Origin of the sequence: Arthrobacter sp. AG367 (genome assembly GCF_007828995.1) — a bacterium.
GTDB lineage: Bacteria > Actinomycetota > Actinomycetes > Actinomycetales > Micrococcaceae > Arthrobacter.
Window position 1 is genome coordinate 263495 of sequence record NZ_VIVE01000002.1, and the last position, 16782, is coordinate 280276.

Annotated in this window: 13 protein-coding genes; 3 read left to right on the plus strand and 10 right to left on the minus strand. The window is 66.0% G+C overall.

Going from position 1 to position 16782, the window contains the following annotated elements; translation table 11 throughout:
* Nucleotides 1-76: 76 nt before the first annotated feature.
* The 9 genes from FB478_RS08280 to purU form a co-directional block, all read right to left on the minus strand.
* Nucleotides 77-295, minus strand: a complete 219-nt coding sequence (locus FB478_RS08280; protein WP_056391747.1) for a hypothetical protein — start codon at nt 293-295, stop codon at nt 77-79.
* Between the two features lie 134 nt (nt 296-429).
* Entirely contained in the window at nt 430-1908 is a 1479-nt protein-coding gene (locus FB478_RS08285) for an HNH endonuclease signature motif containing protein (protein ID WP_144600170.1), read from the minus strand.
* A 499-nt stretch (nt 1909-2407) separates the two neighbouring features.
* Nucleotides 2408-4915, minus strand: coding sequence for an FAD-dependent oxidoreductase (locus tag FB478_RS08290; RefSeq protein WP_134165079.1), 2508 nt, complete (start codon nt 4913-4915; stop codon nt 2408-2410).
* A gap of 256 nt (nt 4916-5171) precedes the next feature.
* Nucleotides 5172-6584: an MFS transporter gene (locus FB478_RS08295; RefSeq protein WP_018771783.1), complete on the minus strand. Its 1413-nt coding sequence runs from the start codon at nt 6582-6584 to the stop codon at nt 5172-5174.
* A gap of 384 nt (nt 6585-6968) precedes the next feature.
* Nucleotides 6969-8342, minus strand: a complete 1374-nt coding sequence (locus FB478_RS08300; RefSeq protein WP_261377366.1) for a molybdopterin molybdotransferase MoeA — start codon at nt 8340-8342, stop codon at nt 6969-6971.
* A gap of 157 nt (nt 8343-8499) precedes the next feature.
* A complete protein-coding gene (locus tag FB478_RS08305; protein ID WP_144600171.1) occupies nt 8500-9405 on the minus strand; it encodes a bifunctional 5,10-methylenetetrahydrofolate dehydrogenase/5,10-methenyltetrahydrofolate cyclohydrolase in 906 nt (301 codons plus the stop codon).
* Nucleotides 9402-10028, minus strand: a complete 627-nt coding sequence (locus tag FB478_RS08310; protein ID WP_134165081.1) for a cyclodeaminase/cyclohydrolase family protein — start codon at nt 10026-10028, stop codon at nt 9402-9404. Before FB478_RS08310 ends, FB478_RS08305 begins: the two co-directional genes overlap by 4 nt.
* A 4-nt stretch (nt 10029-10032) precedes the next feature.
* Nucleotides 10033-12525 carry an FAD-dependent oxidoreductase gene (locus FB478_RS08315; protein ID WP_144600172.1) on the minus strand — a complete coding sequence of 831 codons (2493 nt, stop codon included), beginning with the start codon at nt 12523-12525 and terminating at the stop codon, nt 10033-10035.
* Between the two features lie 49 nt (nt 12526-12574).
* Nucleotides 12575-13480, minus strand: coding sequence for a formyltetrahydrofolate deformylase (purU, locus tag FB478_RS08320; RefSeq protein WP_018771778.1), 906 nt, complete (start codon nt 13478-13480; stop codon nt 12575-12577).
* A 122-nt stretch (nt 13481-13602) separates the two neighbouring features.
* On the opposite strand from purU, the gene FB478_RS08325 reads away from it, so the two are divergent.
* Entirely contained in the window at nt 13603-14283 is a 681-nt protein-coding gene (locus tag FB478_RS08325; RefSeq protein ID WP_018771777.1) for a GntR family transcriptional regulator, read from the plus strand.
* Between the two features lie 132 nt (nt 14284-14415).
* Nucleotides 14416-14697 carry a hypothetical protein gene (locus FB478_RS08330; protein WP_144600173.1) on the plus strand — a complete coding sequence of 94 codons (282 nt, stop codon included), beginning with the start codon at nt 14416-14418 and terminating at the stop codon, nt 14695-14697.
* Between the two features lie 28 nt (nt 14698-14725).
* Here FB478_RS08330 and FB478_RS08335 read toward each other — a convergent pair whose 3' ends face one another.
* A complete protein-coding gene (locus FB478_RS08335) occupies nt 14726-16042 on the minus strand; it encodes a response regulator transcription factor family protein (RefSeq protein WP_144600174.1) in 1317 nt (438 codons plus the stop codon).
* Between the two features lie 130 nt (nt 16043-16172).
* On the opposite strand from FB478_RS08335, the gene hxlB reads away from it, so the two are divergent.
* Nucleotides 16173-16772, plus strand: coding sequence for a 6-phospho-3-hexuloisomerase (gene hxlB / locus FB478_RS08340; protein WP_134165085.1), 600 nt, complete (start codon nt 16173-16175; stop codon nt 16770-16772).
* The last annotated feature ends 10 nt before the right edge of the window (nt 16773-16782 follow it).

Sequence of the window (16782 nt, forward strand, 5' to 3'; positions counted from 1 at the left end):
TGGCGCGACAGAGCGCCCCTGCGTCCCCGGCTGGATAACAGCGGGGAGGCGGGGGCGCTCTTCCGTCGTTTACGGCCTAAACAGGGTTGTTTCCGTGGGGCTCGGCCTCCGGATCCAGGTCCTTGCCATAACCGCTGGCCGAGGCAAGCCCCGACACCTGCTGGCCGGCGTTCGTTTGACCGGGGGCAAACTGCCCGTCCTGTGGGTCCTGGGCTTCCCCCTCCGACCCGGGTGCGACATCCTGCCGCAGGTGCTCGTCGGAAGGAACGTTCTTGGATACCTCTTCATCAGCCATGCCAACAGCCAAACACTTGGGTCATAACGGCGGCAAGGGGTAAACGTGGGCCGCGTTCCGGCCATGCTCCCGGCATACAGTCCGCCCAGTAGAACCGTGGGGCACGTCCAAAACAGACCGGGGTGCAGCAGTCCTCATACGGGGGCGTGGAGGAACCGTTCCAAGGCTTCTTCTCCCGGGGACAGCGGAATGAACGCAAGGTCCGGTGGGCCGCCGAGTGACCTTCCGGGGGGTCCCACTATCCGTTTGAACCACTGGGGCCACCATGGTGGTTCCCAATCCTGGTGTTCGGACGTGTAATGGCGGCCGGTGGGTGAGGTCCAGCCGGGTGGTTCGTTCCTGGTGGCCGGGGTGGGTGTCCAGCCGGTGCTGTGCCGGAGTTTGTGGTGTTTTCGGCAGGGTTGTCCCAGGTTGGAGATCCCGGTGGTGCCGCCGTTGTTCCAGGCGAGGATGTGGTCGGCGTCGTTGTCGAGTGAATTGTTGCTGCAACCGGGGAACGGGCATTTTCCGTCCCGCAGCCGCAGCCAGGCCCGCATCGCGCCCGTGACCCTGTAGCTGGTCCGCCCGATCTCCAGCGGCGCCCCGTCCCGCGGATCCACCAACACCCGGTAGAACGAGCTGGCGCCGTTGGCGACGAGTTGCCTGGCCATGGACGGCGGGATGGGCCCGTAGCCGTCGAGCATGGCTGGTTCATCGGTCAATCCCATCAGCGAGGACACCGGGACGGTGACCAGCACCTGCGCTTGGATCCGTGGCGATGGGACATGTGCTGCTTCACCGACTTCAACATCCCCGGTTGCGGTGCCGCTGCCCAGAATCGCGTCGGCGAAGGTGTCGGCCCGGAGCTGGGGCATGCTGCGGGGCTCGTCGGGGCCCTGCATGCTCCGGGCGAGGGCGGTGAGCCGGTTCCAGCCGGCCAAGGCTTGGTGGGCGGGCAGGTGTGCGGAGAGCCAGGCCATGCCGTCCTGGTCCGGCCGGAACTCCACCCGCCGATCCGCCACGGACTTAGCGTGGCGTTTTCCGATGCTCTCGGCATGGTGGCGTTCCCGCCAAATCCTTGCCTTGGCCCTGAACCGGTGCGCGGGCATCTGCCCGGCCGGGCAGCCCCGTGCCGGGTCCGGGGCGCCCGGGTCCAGGAAATGCCCTTCCAGTGCGGCGGCACCGGCGGCATCAAGGCTGGCCGTCTCGTCAACCATGGCCAGGGCATGCTGCCACGACAGGTCCCCGGCTTCCAGTGCCGACAGCGTCCGGGGCAGCGTGGTGGCCAGGGCGTGGGAGGCGGCCAGGAACGACGACGCGGCCCGCGGCCCCAGAGACAGCACACACCCGACCTCAGCCGCGACAGCCATCTCCTGCGCCTGCACCGAAGCATCCGGCCCGGCAACACGATGGGCGCTGTCCGAGTACGTCACCGCGGCCTTCGCCTTTAACGCCGCGAACCCTGCCTCCACTTGACGGGCCCCGGCAAGAATATCAAGGCAACCATCGGCGAGCCCCGCCAAGGGATCAGCCGGCGAGAACGGCTCGGGACCGTGCCCCTCCACCTCGGCATGAAGCACAGCAAGGGCACCACGGATATCCGCATATGCCTTGGCCACCGCTGCTTTCCCCATGAACTAATCATCGGGGGAGGGTCTGACATTAAGAGGAGCGGCCGGACCTTTCACCGGCAGGGGAGATCGGAGCTAAACGACGGCTCCGTCATGGCGCTGCACCCGGCGGGAACGGCGGGGGAGGCGCCAGGCCCAGTACGCAATCATGAGTCCTGCCGTCGCTGCCCCTCCCGCGTATGTCGACGGCGAGCGGGAGGACCCAGGGACGGGCCGAACAACAGGAGCGTCAGCGAGGTCACCATCACGCAGACCGCGGCGAACGTCCAAGGGCGGCGGCCCGGGCGCTGCTGAATCACGGCAGTGACGCCAGAATGTCATCTGGCCACACCCTGGTCAGCACGCTGTTCCCCCAAACACCTGTTCCCTCAAATTTGTTGTTGCTCCGGTGAGTCTACGACACGGTTTTGCCGCGCGAATCAGTGCCCTCCCCGAGGCACCAAAAAGGGTGGGTGGTCCTGCCGGTCTCAAGCAGGTCCACCCACCCTTTGGGCGGGGCTGGTCAGCCGCGGAGGCGTTCCATGCCCGGGTCAAAGAGCGGCTCCGCAGTGACGGTGGCGGCCACCCGCCGGCCGAAGTACTCGATCTCCACGGCGTCCCCTTCGGACACTGACGAGGGCAGCCAGGCGTAGGCGATGGGCTTGCGGATGGTGAAGCCGTACGCCGCGCTCGTGACGTACCCAACGGCTTCCCCAGCCACAAACACCGGTTCCTTGCCCAGCACCACGGACGTGCCGTCGTCGACCGTCAGGCAGCGCAGTGTCTTGGCCGCCGGCTGTTCGCGGAGCGACGCCAGGGCCTCGGCACCAACAAAGCCCGTCTTGTCCTTGGCCACGGAGAAGCCAAGGCCGGCCTGGTAGGGGTGGTGCTCGGACGTCATGTCCGTGCCCCACAGCCGGTAGCCCTTCTCAAGGCGCATGCTGTTGAAGGCACCGCGGCCGGCGGCGACGATGCCGTGCTCCTGGCCCGCCTCGAACAGCAGGTCCCAGAGCTTCAGCCCATATTCGGCCGTGGTGTAGAGCTCCCAGCCGAGCTCGCCCACGTAGGAGAGCCGCATGGCCGTAACGGGGATGCCCCCAACGGAGATTTCCTTGGTGCGGAAGTACTTGAGGCCGTCGTTGCTGAGGTCGTCCCCGCTGACCTTGCCGATGACCTCGCGGGCCAGCGGGCCCCAGAGCCCGATGCAGCAGGTGCTGCCCGTGATGTCGGTGACGTGGACCCACTGGGCAGGATCAGCGGCCGACTGCTTCCGGGCCTCCACCCGGAGGTAGTCGAAGTCAACGTTGCTGTTGACGCCCAGCTGGAACTCCTCCTCGGCGAGCCTGGCGACGGTCACGTCACTGCGGATGCCGCCGTCGTCCGCCAGCAGCAGGCAGTACGTCACGGCACCCGGCTTTTTGGCGATATTGCCCGTGCTCAGGCGGTGCAGCAGTGCTTGGGCGCCGGGGCCGGCGACGGAGAGGCGCTTCAGCGGCGTCATGTCGAAAAGTCCGACGGCGGTGCGCGTCTTCCACGCTTCGGCGGCGGAAATGGGGGAGTGGAACATGGCGGACCATTCGTCGCGCCCAGGAGCCCGCCATTCTTCCGGCAGTTCGGCCAGGAGTCCGCGGTTGGCTTCGAACCAGTGCGGGCGCTCCCAGGCGGCGGACTCCAGGAAGAAGGCCCCGAGTTCCTTCTGGCGGACGTTGAACGGGCTGACGCGCAGGTCGCGCGGGGATTCGCGGGGCTGCAGCGGGTGCAGGACGTCGTAGATCTCCACGAAGTTCTGCTGCGACGTCTCGCTGACGTACGCGTCGGAGGTCTGCACCTTCTCGAAGCGTGTCAGCTCGCAGCCGTGCAGGTCGGTCTGCGGCTGGCCGTCGACGAGCAGTTCGGCCATGGCCTTGGCGACGCCGGCCGAGTGCGTGACCCACACTGCCTCGGCCACGAAGAAGCCGTCGAGGTCCGGCGCCTCGCCCATGAGCGGGCCGCCGTCAGGGGTGAACGAGAAGATGCCGTTGAAGCCGTCCTGGATTCCGGTGCTGCGCAGTGCCGGCAGCAGGTCCTGGCTGTCCTCCCACGCGGGCACGAAGTCTTCAAGGGTGAAGTCCAGGCGGGAGGGCATGCGGTGGTCGGACATCTCCCCGGCCGGGACCTTGGGCAGTGCAGCCATGTCCACGGGCATGGGACGGTGGGCGTAGCTGCCGATGCCAATGCGGTCGCCCCACTCGCGGTAGTACAGGTCCTTGTCCTGGTAGCGCAGAATCGGCTTGCTGGCACCCTTCGGAAGCTCGTTGACGCCCTCAAGTTCGGCAAGGGGCGTGGTGACCACGTACTGGTGGGCCAGCGGCAGCAGCGGCACCTCCAGGCCCACCATCCGGCCGAGCTCACGGCCCCAGAACCCTGCGCAGGACACCACGATGTCGGCTGGGATCACACCGGAGGAGGTCTCGACGCCGGTGACCTTGCTGCCCTCCCGTGCGATGCCGGTGACGGTGGTGGAGCCGAGGTAGGTGACACCGAGTTCGCGCGTCCGCTCGATCAGCAGCTGCACGGCCCGGGCCGCCAGGGCGATACCGTCGGTGGGGATAAGCAGGCCGCCCAGGACCTCGCGGCCGCCGGTAAGCTTGCCGGTGTTCAGCAGCGGGTAGATCTTTTCGCATTCGTCGGCGTCCACGATCCGGCTTTCGACGCCCCAGGAGGTCATCAGGCCCATCTTGCGCTTGAGGTCGGCCAGGCGCTCTGGGGTGGTTGCCAGTTCCAAGCCGCCCACTTGGTTGAAGCAGGACTGGCCGTCCTTGGTCAGGGCGAGCAGCTTGTTAACGGTGTAGGTTGCGAATTCCGTCATGGTCCTGGACGGGTTGTTCTGGAACACGAGGCCAGGGGCGTGCGACGTGGAGCCGCCTGCGAGCTCCAGCGGGCCCTGCTCGACGACGGTGATGTCGTTCCAGCCGCGGCTTGCCAGCTCGTCGGCGAGGTTGGTGCCGACGATGCCGGCTCCGATGATGACGACGCGGGGTGATGCGCTCATAATTCTTGGTTCTCCTGGTTGGTGCTGAAATCCGCCTGGCCGGGGTGATGGAGTTCGCTTCGCTATGAGCAACGCGCATCACTATATGCAACAGGGTGTCTCAGCTCACATAGGATGTCAAGGGTTTCCTGCTTTGTTGCGGGGATGGGCGGTGCTGTGATCACAGGCGGCAAAGAGGCCCCCGCCGCTGGTGCGGCGAAGGCCTCTTTGGTGCAGCTCCGGTTATCCGGCGGCGTGTGTCCGTGCGGTCCCGGTGTCAGTGGGAGAAGTCTGCTGAAATCTCGGCGAGGGTGCGCCCTTTCGTCTCAGGCGCGAGCCATTGCGAGAGGACTGCGCCGAGTAATGCGACGGCGGCGGCTACGACCATGGTTGCGCCCATGCCGATGTTGGCGATCGCCCATGGCAGGGCGAAGGTGCCGAGTGCGGCTCCAATCCGGCTGAAGGACGCGGCGAAGCCCATACCGACGCCGCGCAGGTGGCCGGGGAATACCTCGGCCGGATAGACCTGGGTCATCGTGGTGTAGCCGGCATTGAAGTAGGAGAAGGCGAGAAACAGGACGAGCACGAGGATCGCTGGTGCGTTCCCCCATACTCCGATGACCAGCAGGATGCCCGCGCAGAGCCACTGCCCGGGCACAGTGAGGATTCGGCGGCCGAGCTTGTCAATCAGAAGTACGCTGGTGACAACGCCCGCGACTGCAAGTGCGGACAGGCCGACTCCACCGGCCCAGCCGCCGCCGAAGCCGAATTGGTTGAGTACCTCGTCGGCGAAGGTCGCGATCGCGAAGTACGGAGTGACCGCGCAGAACCAAAAACCTGCAGTGAAGACAGTGGCGCGCCAGTACTGCCTCGAGAACAGCATTCCGAAGGAGGCGTTCTTGATTTTGGTCCCACTCTCCGCGGCTTGGGCCTCCTGGAGCATCCTCAGATCCATCTCTCCGGTTATGCTGTCGTGCATCTGCGGCGATTCGACATATCGGTGTGCGATCTCGAGTGCTTCCTTGTGCCGTCCCTTAGTAATGAGCCAGCTCGGCGATTCGGGGAGGCCCATGCGGGCGAGGAACAGAACGAATGCCAGTATCGTGCTCGTGCCGAGTACTAGGCGCCATGGGGTGCCGGCGTCGTGCAGGAGCGTGCCGATGATGAATGCCATCATGAAACCGACGTACCAGGCGATCAGGGTCAGCCCGAGCAACCGCCCGCGGAGCTTGGGTGGGGAGAACTCTGACAGCAGTGGCCCACCGATTGAGTACTCGCCGCCGATCGCGACGCCCATCATGAATCGGATGATGGCCAGCTGGATCACGGCGCCGTCTCCAGAGGTTACGAAGAATTGGGCTCCTGAGGCGACCAGGAACAGGCCCATGTCCACCAGGAACATTGGCTTGCGTCCGAACTTGTCAGTAGCCCAGCCAGCCAGCGGGGAGCCGATGAAGATACCAGCCAGCGGGCCTGCAGCGATCATGCCCAGCGATAGTGCGTCGAGCTGGAGATCTGACCGCATGGATCCGGTGACCGGGCCGATGATTCCGAGGATGTAACCGTCGAGGAACATCCCGCCTATGAAGACCGCTACAAGCCGCATCATGAAGCGGCGCTTGAACTTGGAGCTGGTCTCTTTTGATGAGGAGGTGTCGACGGGGGCCGTCGTCTTGGTTGGATTGATCATTGAGATTCGTTCCCTTCCGGCTTCAGCGCAAACCGCTGAAGGTGCCAGAGCGCTGTTTCCTGGACCCACGGACAGGCTTCGGCGTCGTTCCCCGGTTCCGGCGCCCCGCGCTGCTTTGATCGATGGTGCTGCCATCCCTGATAGTCATAGACAGTTTCCTTTGGTGATCTGGCGCTGCCGCATGGATACTGGCAGCGTTGTGCGGCCGATGCACGGGCCAGGGCCCCTTTCGGATCGGCCATCATGAATTCGTTCGTCTGTTCCCCAAAGTCATCACGGGTGGAGCCGGGGGACGGGAGGAGCGTATCCGGGCGTGCCTCGTTCCGTGATGATCAACAACCTTCGCTGTATGCAACAAAATCGTGCGCTAGCTCACATTCAATGTCAAGAGTGTGACCCCCTAAAGGCAAAGTGTGTAGGCGCTCCTGCTGGGGACTCCGGGTCACGCCAAAGGCCCTGACCGCTGGGAGCTGGTGCTGCCCACGGAAGCGGGAGCACGGGAACGGGTCCCCCGGAATCTACACCCTGGGGTGGAACGGCCATGACCGCGTCCGCCCAGGCAAGCCCGCGCATCATGCCGGGCCCGGTGTGCTGGACTGGGAACGCAAGGCCGGACAGGAACCGGCAGGGGACCAGGCGTGTCCTTCCCGGATCGCCCTCGAGGTCGCAGCCGGACATCACGAGCTGCAACGGAGGCAGCTGCGCGCCCCCAAGCGAGGCCATCAGCGGTGCGCCCAGGGTGAGGAGGGCCATCATGGCCGCCAGGGGATTGCCGGGCAGGCCAATGACGAGCCGGCCGCCGGGAAGCGCGGCGAGCACTGCCGGGTGCCCGGGACGCATCGCGATGCCGTCCACCAGCAACTGCCCGCCCATGGCGTCGACGGCGGCACGGAAATGGTCGGTGCCGGATTTTCCGGTGCCGCCGGTGGTGATGAGCACGTCTGCGTGCCCGCCATGGGGCATCACCGGGTTCTCCAGGGCAGCCAGCCAATCGCTGAAAGAGTCACCGATTCTTTGCGGGCTGTCCGCAACACCGCCGAGCAGGGAAACCACGTGTCCGAGCTGCGGGCCAAAGGTGTCCCGGACCTGTCCCGGGCCCGGAATTCCCTGCGTCACCACTTCGGCGCCGGTGAGTACGACGGCGGCAGCGGGCCGGGCGCGGACCTGGACGGTGTCGTGCCCTGCCGCCGCAGCCAGGGCCACGTGCGCGGGATTAAGGACGGTGCCGGCAGGGATGAGTACGTCCCCTGACCGGGCTTCCTGCCCGGCAGGGCGGATGTGTTGGCCGCTGCACGGCTCACCGGGCTTCGCATCGGCACGCAGCGCCAGGATGTGGTTGCCGTTGGGGTCCCGCACGGCCAGGCCGCTTTCCTTCCGCAGGACGGCATCGGCACCGTGCGGTACCAGGCCGCCGGTGGCAATCACGGCGGCACTGTTTGCAGGCAGGAATCTGTTGCCTGCAGGCACCGGGGAGGCGTGCTGGCCGGCTCCGGCCAGCAGCCATGGACCAGGCCCGTTCACGGCCCAACCGTCCATGGCGGACGAGGCATAATGCGGGAGGTCCTGGAGGGCGGTGACATCCCGGCTCAGCGTGCGTCCATTGGCTTCAGCGAGCGGGACTGCCACGGGCGGGAGCGGACCGGCGGAACCGAAGGCCACATGGCGCGCTTCGGACCACGGTATGCACCCGCGTTCCGGGACGGGACCCGGCGCAGCCGTGCTCCTGGAAACGGTGGCTGTCAATCCATTGGCAGGCATCCGGGGCCCCTCCTTTTTAAGTCACCGGCACCATGCCGGTTGCGGGGTCCCGTTTTCCGAAAACGGTGCTTCGATGAGGAATACCTCCCCAGGTCTTAGGCCCATCGAAGCACCTTTCACGGAAAACGGGACGCCCGTTGCTAACGCTGTGCTTTTCCTAGCCCGCGGCTTCCAGGACCTGGGACTCCAGGGGCCCGGCCGCCAGCGGCAGGGAAGACACTTGCCTGCGTGCAGCCTCCACGGTGTGAAGCAGCAGCAATGCCGTGGTCACTGAGCCCACGCCGCCGGGAACCGGGGTGAGCGCCGCTGCCGTCCCGGTGACGCCGGCTTCGTCCACGTCACCCACCAGCGAGCCGTCGGGAAGGACGTTCGTGCCGACGTCGACCACTACCGTCCGGGAGGAGACATGGCTACCGGTCAGCAGGCCGGCGCGTCCGGCGGCGACCACCACGACGTCGGCATCCTTCGTGTAGCGCTCAAGAGGGCCCGACCTGGAATGGCAGACCGTCACGGCGGCATCGCGTGCCAGCAGCAGGAGGGACAGTGGCTTGCCCACCACGGCGGACCGGCCCACGACCACCACGCCCTTGCCCGCCAGGGGAACCTGGTAATGATCCAGGATTTCGACGACGGAGCGCGCGGTGGCGGGCGCAAAGGCCGGCTGCCCCACGGCAAGGCGACCCAGGCTCAACGGATTTGCGCCGTCAATGTCCTTTTCCGGGGCTATAAGGCCCACCAGGTTGTCCGTCCGGACACCGGGTGGCAGTGGAGTTTGCAGGATGATGCCGTTCACGGACGGTTGGGCGCTCAGGTCCCGCAGGACGCTGGCCAGCACCGGTTCCGTTGCGTCATGGCCCAGGTCGATGATCCGGCAACCCACTCCTGCCCGCTCCGCTGCCCGCTCGATGGAGCGGACGTACCAGTGCGTTGACTCATCGGCGGTCGCCATGACCACCGCCACGACCGGGCGGACGCCGTCCAGTTCAAGCGACCGGACCTGCTCCTGCACTTCCTTGTGGAACAAACCGGCCAAAGGCTTTCCGGAAAGTACTGCGGTGCTCAACCAAGGATCCTTTCCCGCACGCGGGCCGAGAGGGCCTCAGCCGCCAGGACTACCTTTTCCTCAATACCGTCCGTCTGCCGGGCAAGCAGCGCACGTGCCTCCGGGTCCTTGACCGCCACGACGTTGATGTCGATGTTGACGCGCGCGGTGGCGGCAGCTGCGCGGGCGGCATCGGCAGCCGCTGCCACGTCGCTGATGACGTTCGCGTTGGCCACGTCGAACAGCTCCGTGGCGAGGTCCACGATGTCGCCTGAGACCTTGATGAGCTGGGCGGGTGTCTGTGCAGCCTGGATGAGTGCCGACTGGATCCCGGCCGCGCGCGCGGCCTTGGACTCATCCGTGTCGGACGGCAGCCTGTAGGAGTCGATGACTGCCTGGAAGGCCTGTTCGTCCGCGTCGGCCAGGCGCAGTGCCTCGGTAATGAGATTGTCTGCTGCCTGGGTAATGCGCTGCACCTGGGGTGCGTGCTGTTCGTACCTGGCGCCTGTGGTGTAACGCGCCACCATGGCCACCAGGGCTGCACCCTGGGCCGCATGCAGGGCAGCGGCTGCACCGCCGCCCGGCGTGGGCTGTTTTGCGGCCAGGCGCGTGAGGTAGCTGCTGACTGTCTCTGAGCTGATCATGGCACTACCCGCGGAGCCGGGTCATGGTGGGGTCGTACAGCGGGTCCTGGGTCACCGTGGCAACGATCCGGCGTCCGAAGTACTCGATCTCCACGGAGTCGCCGATCGAAACTTCGGCGGGCAGGTAGGAATAGGCGATCGGTTTCCTGACCGTGTAGCCGTAGGCGGCGCTGGTCACGTAGCCAACTGCCTGGTCCTTGTAGAACACCGGTTCCTTGCCGAGCACCAGGCTGCGGCCGTCGTCGACCGTGAGGCAGCGCAGGCGCCGCGCGGAGTTCTCCTCCGTGCGGCCTTCCAGGGCCGCCTTGCCGACGAAGTTGTCCTTGGCCATCTTCACCGCGAAGCCCAGGCCGGCCTCGAAGGGGTCGTGCTCGGTGGTCATGTCCGTGCCCCAGGAGCGGTAGCCCTTTTCCAGGCGGAGCGAGCTGAACGCGGCCCGCCCGGCAGCGATGACGCCAAACGGCTGGCCGGCCTTCCACAGGGCATCCCAGAGCCGCTGTCCGTTGTCGGCGCTGGTGTACAGTTCCCAGCCCAGCTCACCGACGTAGGACAGGCGCATGGCGGTAACGGGGACGCCGCCGAGGACCACCTTCTTGGCGCGGAAGTATTTCAGGCCATCGTTGGAGAAGTCATCACTGCTGACGGTGCTGACGAGGTCGCGGGCGAGCGGGCCCCACAGGCCGATGCAGCAGGTGCCGCCGGTGGTGTCGCGGACCTGGACCCAGTCGTTGGCGGTTCCGCTTTCGGTCTGGTGGCGGGCTGCGCGTTCAAAGTAGGCGGTGTCGATGTTGCCGTTGGCACCGAGCTGGAAGGTGTCCTCGCTGAGGCGGGCCACGGTGATGTCACTGCGAACCCCGCCCTGCTCGTCCAGGAGCAACGTGTAGGTGACGGCTCCGGGCTTCTTGTTCATTTCCGCGGTGGTCAGTTCCTGCAGCAGCTTCAGGGCGCCCGGTCCGGAGATTTCGAGGCGCTTGAGCGGGGTCATGTCGTACATGGCGACGGCGGTGCGCGTCTTCCATGCCTCGGCCGCGGCAATAGGCGAGCTGAACATGCCGGACCAGGAATCACGGGCCGGCGGCTGCCAGTCAGCGGGCATCTCCTTGAGGAGCTCGGCGTTGGCCTCGAACCAGTAAGGCCGTTCCCAGCCGCCGCCTTCCAGGAAGTAGCCGCCCAGCTGCTTGTGCCTGGCATGGAAGGGGCTGACGCGCAGGTTGCGCGGGGAGAGCTTGGGCTGCAGCGGGTGCAGGACGTCGTAGATCTCCACGAAGTTCTGCTGCGAGGTTTCGCTGACGTATTCGGGGGTCAGCTGCACGTCCTCGAAGCGGTGGATGTCGCAGTCGCCCAGGTCGATGGAGGACTTGCCGTCCACCAGGAGTTCGGCCACAGCGCGCGCGATGCCGGCGGAGTGGGTGACCCAGACGGCTTCGGCCACGAAGAAGCCGTCGAGTTCCCTGGACTCGCCAACGAGGGATCCGCCGTCGGGGGTGAAGGAGAAGATGCCGTTGAAGCCGTCCTCGATCTCGCTTTCGCGCAGGGCGGGCAGGATCTGCTTGGTGGCTTCCCACGCGGGGAGGAAGTCCTCGAGGGTGAAGTCCAGCCGGGACGGCATGTTGTGCTCGCTGATCTCATGCGGCTTGAAGCTGCCGAGTTCGTCCAGGTCCACGGGCATGGGCTTGTGGGCGTAGGAGCCGATGCCGTAGCGGTCGCCGTGTTCGCGGTAGTAGAGGTCCTGGTCCTGGTGCCGGAGGATGGGCAGCCGGGCGCCGTTGGGCAGTTCGTTCTTGCCCTGCTGTGCCGGAACCGGGGTGGTCTTGACGTACTGGTGGGCCAGGGGCAGCAGCGGCACGGACATGCCGATCAGCTCGCCCACCTTTGCACCCCAGAAGCCGGCGCAGGAGACCACGATGTCTGCCGGGATCACGCCGTCGGGCGTCTGGACGCCGGTGACCTGCCTGCCGGACTGTTCGATGCCGGTCACAGTGGTGTTGCCCAAGTACTTGACGCCGGCCGCTTCGGTGCGCTTGATCAGCAGCTGCACCGCCCGCGCCGCGCTGGCCAGGCCGTCGCTCGGGACGTGCAGGCCGCCCAGGATGTCCTCATCGTTGATGAGCGGGTAAAGCTCCTTGCATTCTGCCGGGGAAAGAATGGAGCCTTCGATGCCCCATGCCTGCGCATAGCCGAGCTTGCGCTTCAGGTCCGCGAGGCGGGTCTCGGTGGTGGCAACCTCCAGGCCGCCCACCTGGTTGAAGCAGCTGACGCCGTCTTCGGTGAGGGACAGCAGTTTCTCCACGGTGTACTTGGCGAACAGCGCCATGGACTTGGAGGGGTTGGTCTGGAAGACCAGTCCCGGGGCGTGGGAGGTGGAGCCGCCGGGCATGTTGAGGGGTCCCTGGTCCAGGACGGTGATGTTGTTCCAGCCGCGCGTGACGAGTTCATCCGCGAGGTTGGTGCCGACGATGCCGGCTCCGATAATGACAATGCGTGGTGACGATTCCAAGGAAGTCTCTCCTGCTGCTTTACGGGTTGGGTCTGCGGACGAGGGCTGCTTACCGGAACACCACGGTGCTGGTCTGGTCCAGCAGCACGCGGTGCTGGCAGTGCCAGCGGACGGCGCGGGAGAGGGCCAGTGCCTCGGCGTCCTGGCCCACGGTGGACAGCTGCGCCGGGCCGTAGCTGTGGTCCACGCGGATGACTTCCTGCTCGATGATGGGACCCTCATCCAGGTCCGCCGTGACGTAGTGGGCGGTGGCGCCCACCAGCTTGACTCCGCGGTCGTAGGCCTGGTGGTAGGGGCGTGCGCCCTTGAAGCCAGGGAGGAAGGAGTGGTGGATGTTGATGGCCCGGCCCTCCAGCGCCCGGCAGAGATCGTCGGAGAGCACCTGCATGTAACGGGCCAGGACCACGAGGTCGGCCTCGTACTCCTCCACCAGCTCCAGCAGCCTGCGTTCGGCGTCGGCCTTCGTGTCCGGTGTGACGGGGACGTAGATGAAGGGGAGCCCTGCGGCTTCCGCCATTGCACGGTGGGTCTCGTGGTTGGAAACGACCGCTACCAGTTCGCCGCCAAGGCTGCCGCCGCGCCAGCGGAAGATCAGGTCATTCAGGCAGTGCCCGAACTTGGACACCATCACCAGAACGCGCGGCTGGGTCTTGTCGTGGAAGCTGAAACTCATGTCGAACCGGCCTGCAATGGACGCAAATTCTTCCTCGAGCATCGCCGGCGTGTAGTTGGGGGAGCCGGAGAACGCTGTGCGCAGGTGCAGGGTCTCACGCAGGCTGTCATCGAACTGCTGGTGTTCCTCGATGTTGAAGCCACGCTCGAAGAGGAACGTGGTCACGGCCTGCACAATCCCTGCCTGCTCGCGGCAGGACAAGGTCAGCACGAACTTCTGCGCCTGCTCTTCCTTGAGCGCCGGCAGGGTAGCGGTTGCTGAAGCTGTTTCAATGAGGGTCATGTCCCTCCTCCTTCTAGATATATTCAAAAGCTGCGGACTGATATATTAGATTGGGTGTCAGCGTATACTGGTCTCGAGGCGAGGTCAATAGTTTTTTTCTGGTTGGGAAGAAGGGGCTCAGCATGGCATTCGAAGCTTTGGCGGTGGCGGACGACGCCGGCAGGAAGTCGCTGGCAGACGTCGCGTACGAGAGCATCCGCGACTGGTTGCTGACCCTTGAAATCAAGCCCGGCGAGCTGCTGAATGACGAGCTCCTTGCCAAGAACCTGGGCGTGGGGCGGACTCCGGTGCGCGAAGCGCTGAAGCGGCTGGAGCTGGACCGGCTGGTGAAGACCTATCCCCGGCGGGGTACCTTCGCCACCAGGGTGGACGTGACCGACCTTTCCTTCATCTCGGAAATCCGGGCCCAGCTCGAGCCCCTTGCTGCCGCACGTGCTGCCCGGGTGGCATCCCCGGCGGTTCGGGACGGGCTGCGTGCCACGCTCGAGAAGGTCGAGGCATTCGATGTTGCCGCAGCAACCGTAACCGAGACGCTGCAGCTGGATGCCCGGGTGCACCAGGGCATTTACGCCGCCGCTGCCAACCCTCACCTGGAGGACATCCTGATCCGCTATGACAACCTGGCAACGCGGATCTGGTGCATGGTCATCGACCGCCTGCCGGACCTGTCCCACCACGTGCGCGAACACCTCGATCTGCTCCGCGCCGTCATTGACGGGGATGAGGAGCGGGCCTCCGAGCTTGCCAAGGCCCACGTGAGTGGATTCGAGCATGCGGTCCGGGAGGCCCTCTTCAAGGCTTAGTCCCGGCCGGTCTGCGCGTCTGTTGACATCGGGTGTGACCTGCACCATGCTGTGAATCCAGATTGATATATCAATCAAATATCAGAGTTGGATTCCCATGAGCGGCGATGGCGCCGGCGAACGGAGCGACCAGTGAATTCCCAGGCAACCCTTGAAGCCCCGCGGAGAGCCACCGGCCTTGACCTTCAACAACGTGGCCAGGGCGGCGGCACGTCGAAAAAGGCCCTTGGCCTCCGGACTGACTGGGCGCGCCTGCCTGGCCGCAATGTCGAGGTGTGGCTACTGGGGGAGTGCGTGGCCAGTGGGGTGGTGGACCAGGCTGCGGAGGATGGATCGGTGCTCTGGATAGCCGCCGAGGGCATCAGCACGCGGCGCATCTTCGACAAGCAATCGGGCTACCAGATCTGGGTGTGACTGTTCTTAGCCCTCGACGCTGCAGGTCCTAACGCAGTCCGTGGCTGTGGGCCAGCGCAATGGCTTCGGTCCGCGAAGCCACGCCCAGCTTCCTGAACAGGTTCCGCACGTGGAACTTGACCGTGTTCTCGCTGATGTTGAGCGCGGCGGCTATGCTTCGGTTGCGTTGGCCCGCAGCCAGCAGTTGGAGGACCTCGAGTTCCCGGGCCGCGAGGTTCCAGCCCGAGACGTCTGCCGGAGAAGCAGGCGGGTCCAGGGGCAGCGTGACGGAAATGTCCGCGCCCCACCCCGGCATGAGATCGACTTCCATGCGGCCGTCCAGTGCCTGGACCCTGCGCTGCAGCCGTTCCATGTTCGGGGCGTCAGCCGAGAGTCCGCCCCGTCCGTCGTCCCGGACATTGATCAGCAGGTTTTCGCCGTCGCAGTCCCACTGGGTCCGCACCCTGCGGACTTCCGGTTGCTCCATCATGGCCAACAGCAGCCCGCGCACTATGGCCCGCGCCGCGATGGCTATCTCGCCGGGCAGCGCCCGGCCATTCAAGGGGGGTTCGATGAATTGCACGTCGATCCCACTGAACCGGGTCAGCGGACGCAGATCCTCGCGAAGCCGTTCGAAGGCGGTGGCCACCGGTTCCTTCACCAGTTCTGCCGTCTGGTCATTGTGCGTGCGCAGTTCCACCAGCGCCTTGGCCGCGGCGTCACTGACGGTGGCCCGTGCCGTTGCGTCATCCAGGGAGCCTGACCGTGCGGCCGCCAGGATGGTTTCCAGGGTTGTGGAATGAAGGTCCACCAGCTCGCCCGTGACCCTGATCCGTTCCGCGGATGCTGCCCGTGACTCCAGCAGGTAGGACGGCGGCGCATCCTTCACCTTCTCCTGGATCCGGCGTGCTGCCATTACCCAGAGATAGGACACGAGGTCCAGGTTCTCCATGTCCCCGGCCTGCTGCCGGCCCCCGGCCGTCCCGGGATAGGTAATGACCAGCAAAGCGTTGCTGGGAGCGTACCTCAGGGCGAAGGCCTGCCGTTGCCTGCCTGCGATCTGTGCCGTTCCCGCCCAAGGCCCCTCAGCGGCCACCTGCTCGCGCAGCTGCTGGAGTTCGCTGATCGATACCCGGGCCACCACCTCCCCGTCGCCTGACTTCTTCTGCGGGCGTCCTGTGCATTCCTCGGTGAAGATCACGAGGGCGTCGCCGCCAGTGTAGGGGCGGACAGCTTCGTGCAGCCGTTCGGCAATGGCGGAGAGGGGCGCCTCCGCGATCCGGGCCACCGCGCGGAGCAGGGGCCAGGGAAGGGCGGTTTCGGGGAAGTCCGTAACCAGCCGAACGGGCGGGGTGCTCTCAATCATCTCGACAGATTACGCGAAGAATCCCGTCCTGAACTACCCGAACGGGTGGTTAAAACCATCCCGAATTGGCGTATCACCTACCCGCCCGTTTCGGCACGATGGATGCCAGGTACACGATGAAGGAGGAGATATGGACTCAACCGTTCTGACCGCTCCCGCGGTGGAAGCAACCGGCGGGGCCATCACGGGCAATATCTCCCTGGTGTTAAGGGAGATCGCAGACACCGCGGCCCGCATCAGCCCGGACAGGCTGCGCCAGGCGGTCTCGATGCTGGAGAACGCCGACCGCGTCTTTGTGGCCGGGGCAGGCCGCAGCGGCCTGGTGCTGCGGATGGCAGCGATGCGGCTGATGCACCTCGGCCTCGTGGTCCACGTGGCCGGGGACACCACCACCCCCGCCATCCGGAAGGGTGACCTTCTGCTCGTCGCATCGGGCTCCGGCAGCACGTCGGGGATCGTGAAGGCCGCCGAGACCGCCGCCAAGGCGGGGGCCCGGATCGTCGCCTTCACTGCCAACCCCGGTTCGGCACTCGCAGGACTGGCTGACGCCGTCGTGCTGCTCCCGGCCCAGCAAAAGACCGACCACGGCTCGGGCGTCTCCCGCCAGTACTCCGGGAGCCTCTTCGAACAGGTGCTCTTCGTGGCAACGGAGGCGGTGTTCCAAACACTCTGGGACAACGCCGACGTCCCCGCCGAGCAGTTGTGGCTGCGCCACGCCAACCTCGAATAGACCTTTCCCG

What these genes read in the sequence shown, in the direction of transcription:
- FB478_RS08280 (WP_056391747.1), bottom strand. Translation starts at nt 295, where the DNA reads ATGGCTGATGAAGAGGTATCCAAGAACGTTCCTTCCGACGAGCACCTG.
- FB478_RS08285 (WP_144600170.1), bottom strand. Translation starts at nt 1,908, where the DNA reads ATGGGGAAAGCAGCGGTGGCCAAGGCATATGCGGATATCCGTGGTGCC.
- FB478_RS08290 (WP_134165079.1), bottom strand. Translation starts at nt 4,915, where the DNA reads ATGAGCGCATCACCCCGCGTCGTCATCATCGGAGCCGGCATCGTCGGC.
- FB478_RS08295 (WP_018771783.1), bottom strand. Translation starts at nt 6,584, where the DNA reads ATGATCAATCCAACCAAGACGACGGCCCCCGTCGACACCTCCTCATCA.
- FB478_RS08300 (WP_261377366.1), bottom strand. Translation starts at nt 8,342, where the DNA reads ATGCCTGCCAATGGATTGACAGCCACCGTTTCCAGGAGCACGGCTGCG.
- FB478_RS08310 (WP_134165081.1), bottom strand. Translation starts at nt 10,028, where the DNA reads ATGATCAGCTCAGAGACAGTCAGCAGCTACCTCACGCGCCTGGCCGCA.
- purU (WP_018771778.1), bottom strand. Translation starts at nt 13,480, where the DNA reads ATGACCCTCATTGAAACAGCTTCAGCAACCGCTACCCTGCCGGCGCTC.
- FB478_RS08325 (WP_018771777.1), top strand. Translation starts at nt 13,603, where the DNA reads ATGGCATTCGAAGCTTTGGCGGTGGCGGACGACGCCGGCAGGAAGTCG.
- FB478_RS08335 (WP_144600174.1), bottom strand. Translation starts at nt 16,042, where the DNA reads ATGATTGAGAGCACCCCGCCCGTTCGGCTGGTTACGGACTTCCCCGAA.
- hxlB (WP_134165085.1), top strand. Translation starts at nt 16,173, where the DNA reads ATGGACTCAACCGTTCTGACCGCTCCCGCGGTGGAAGCAACCGGCGGG.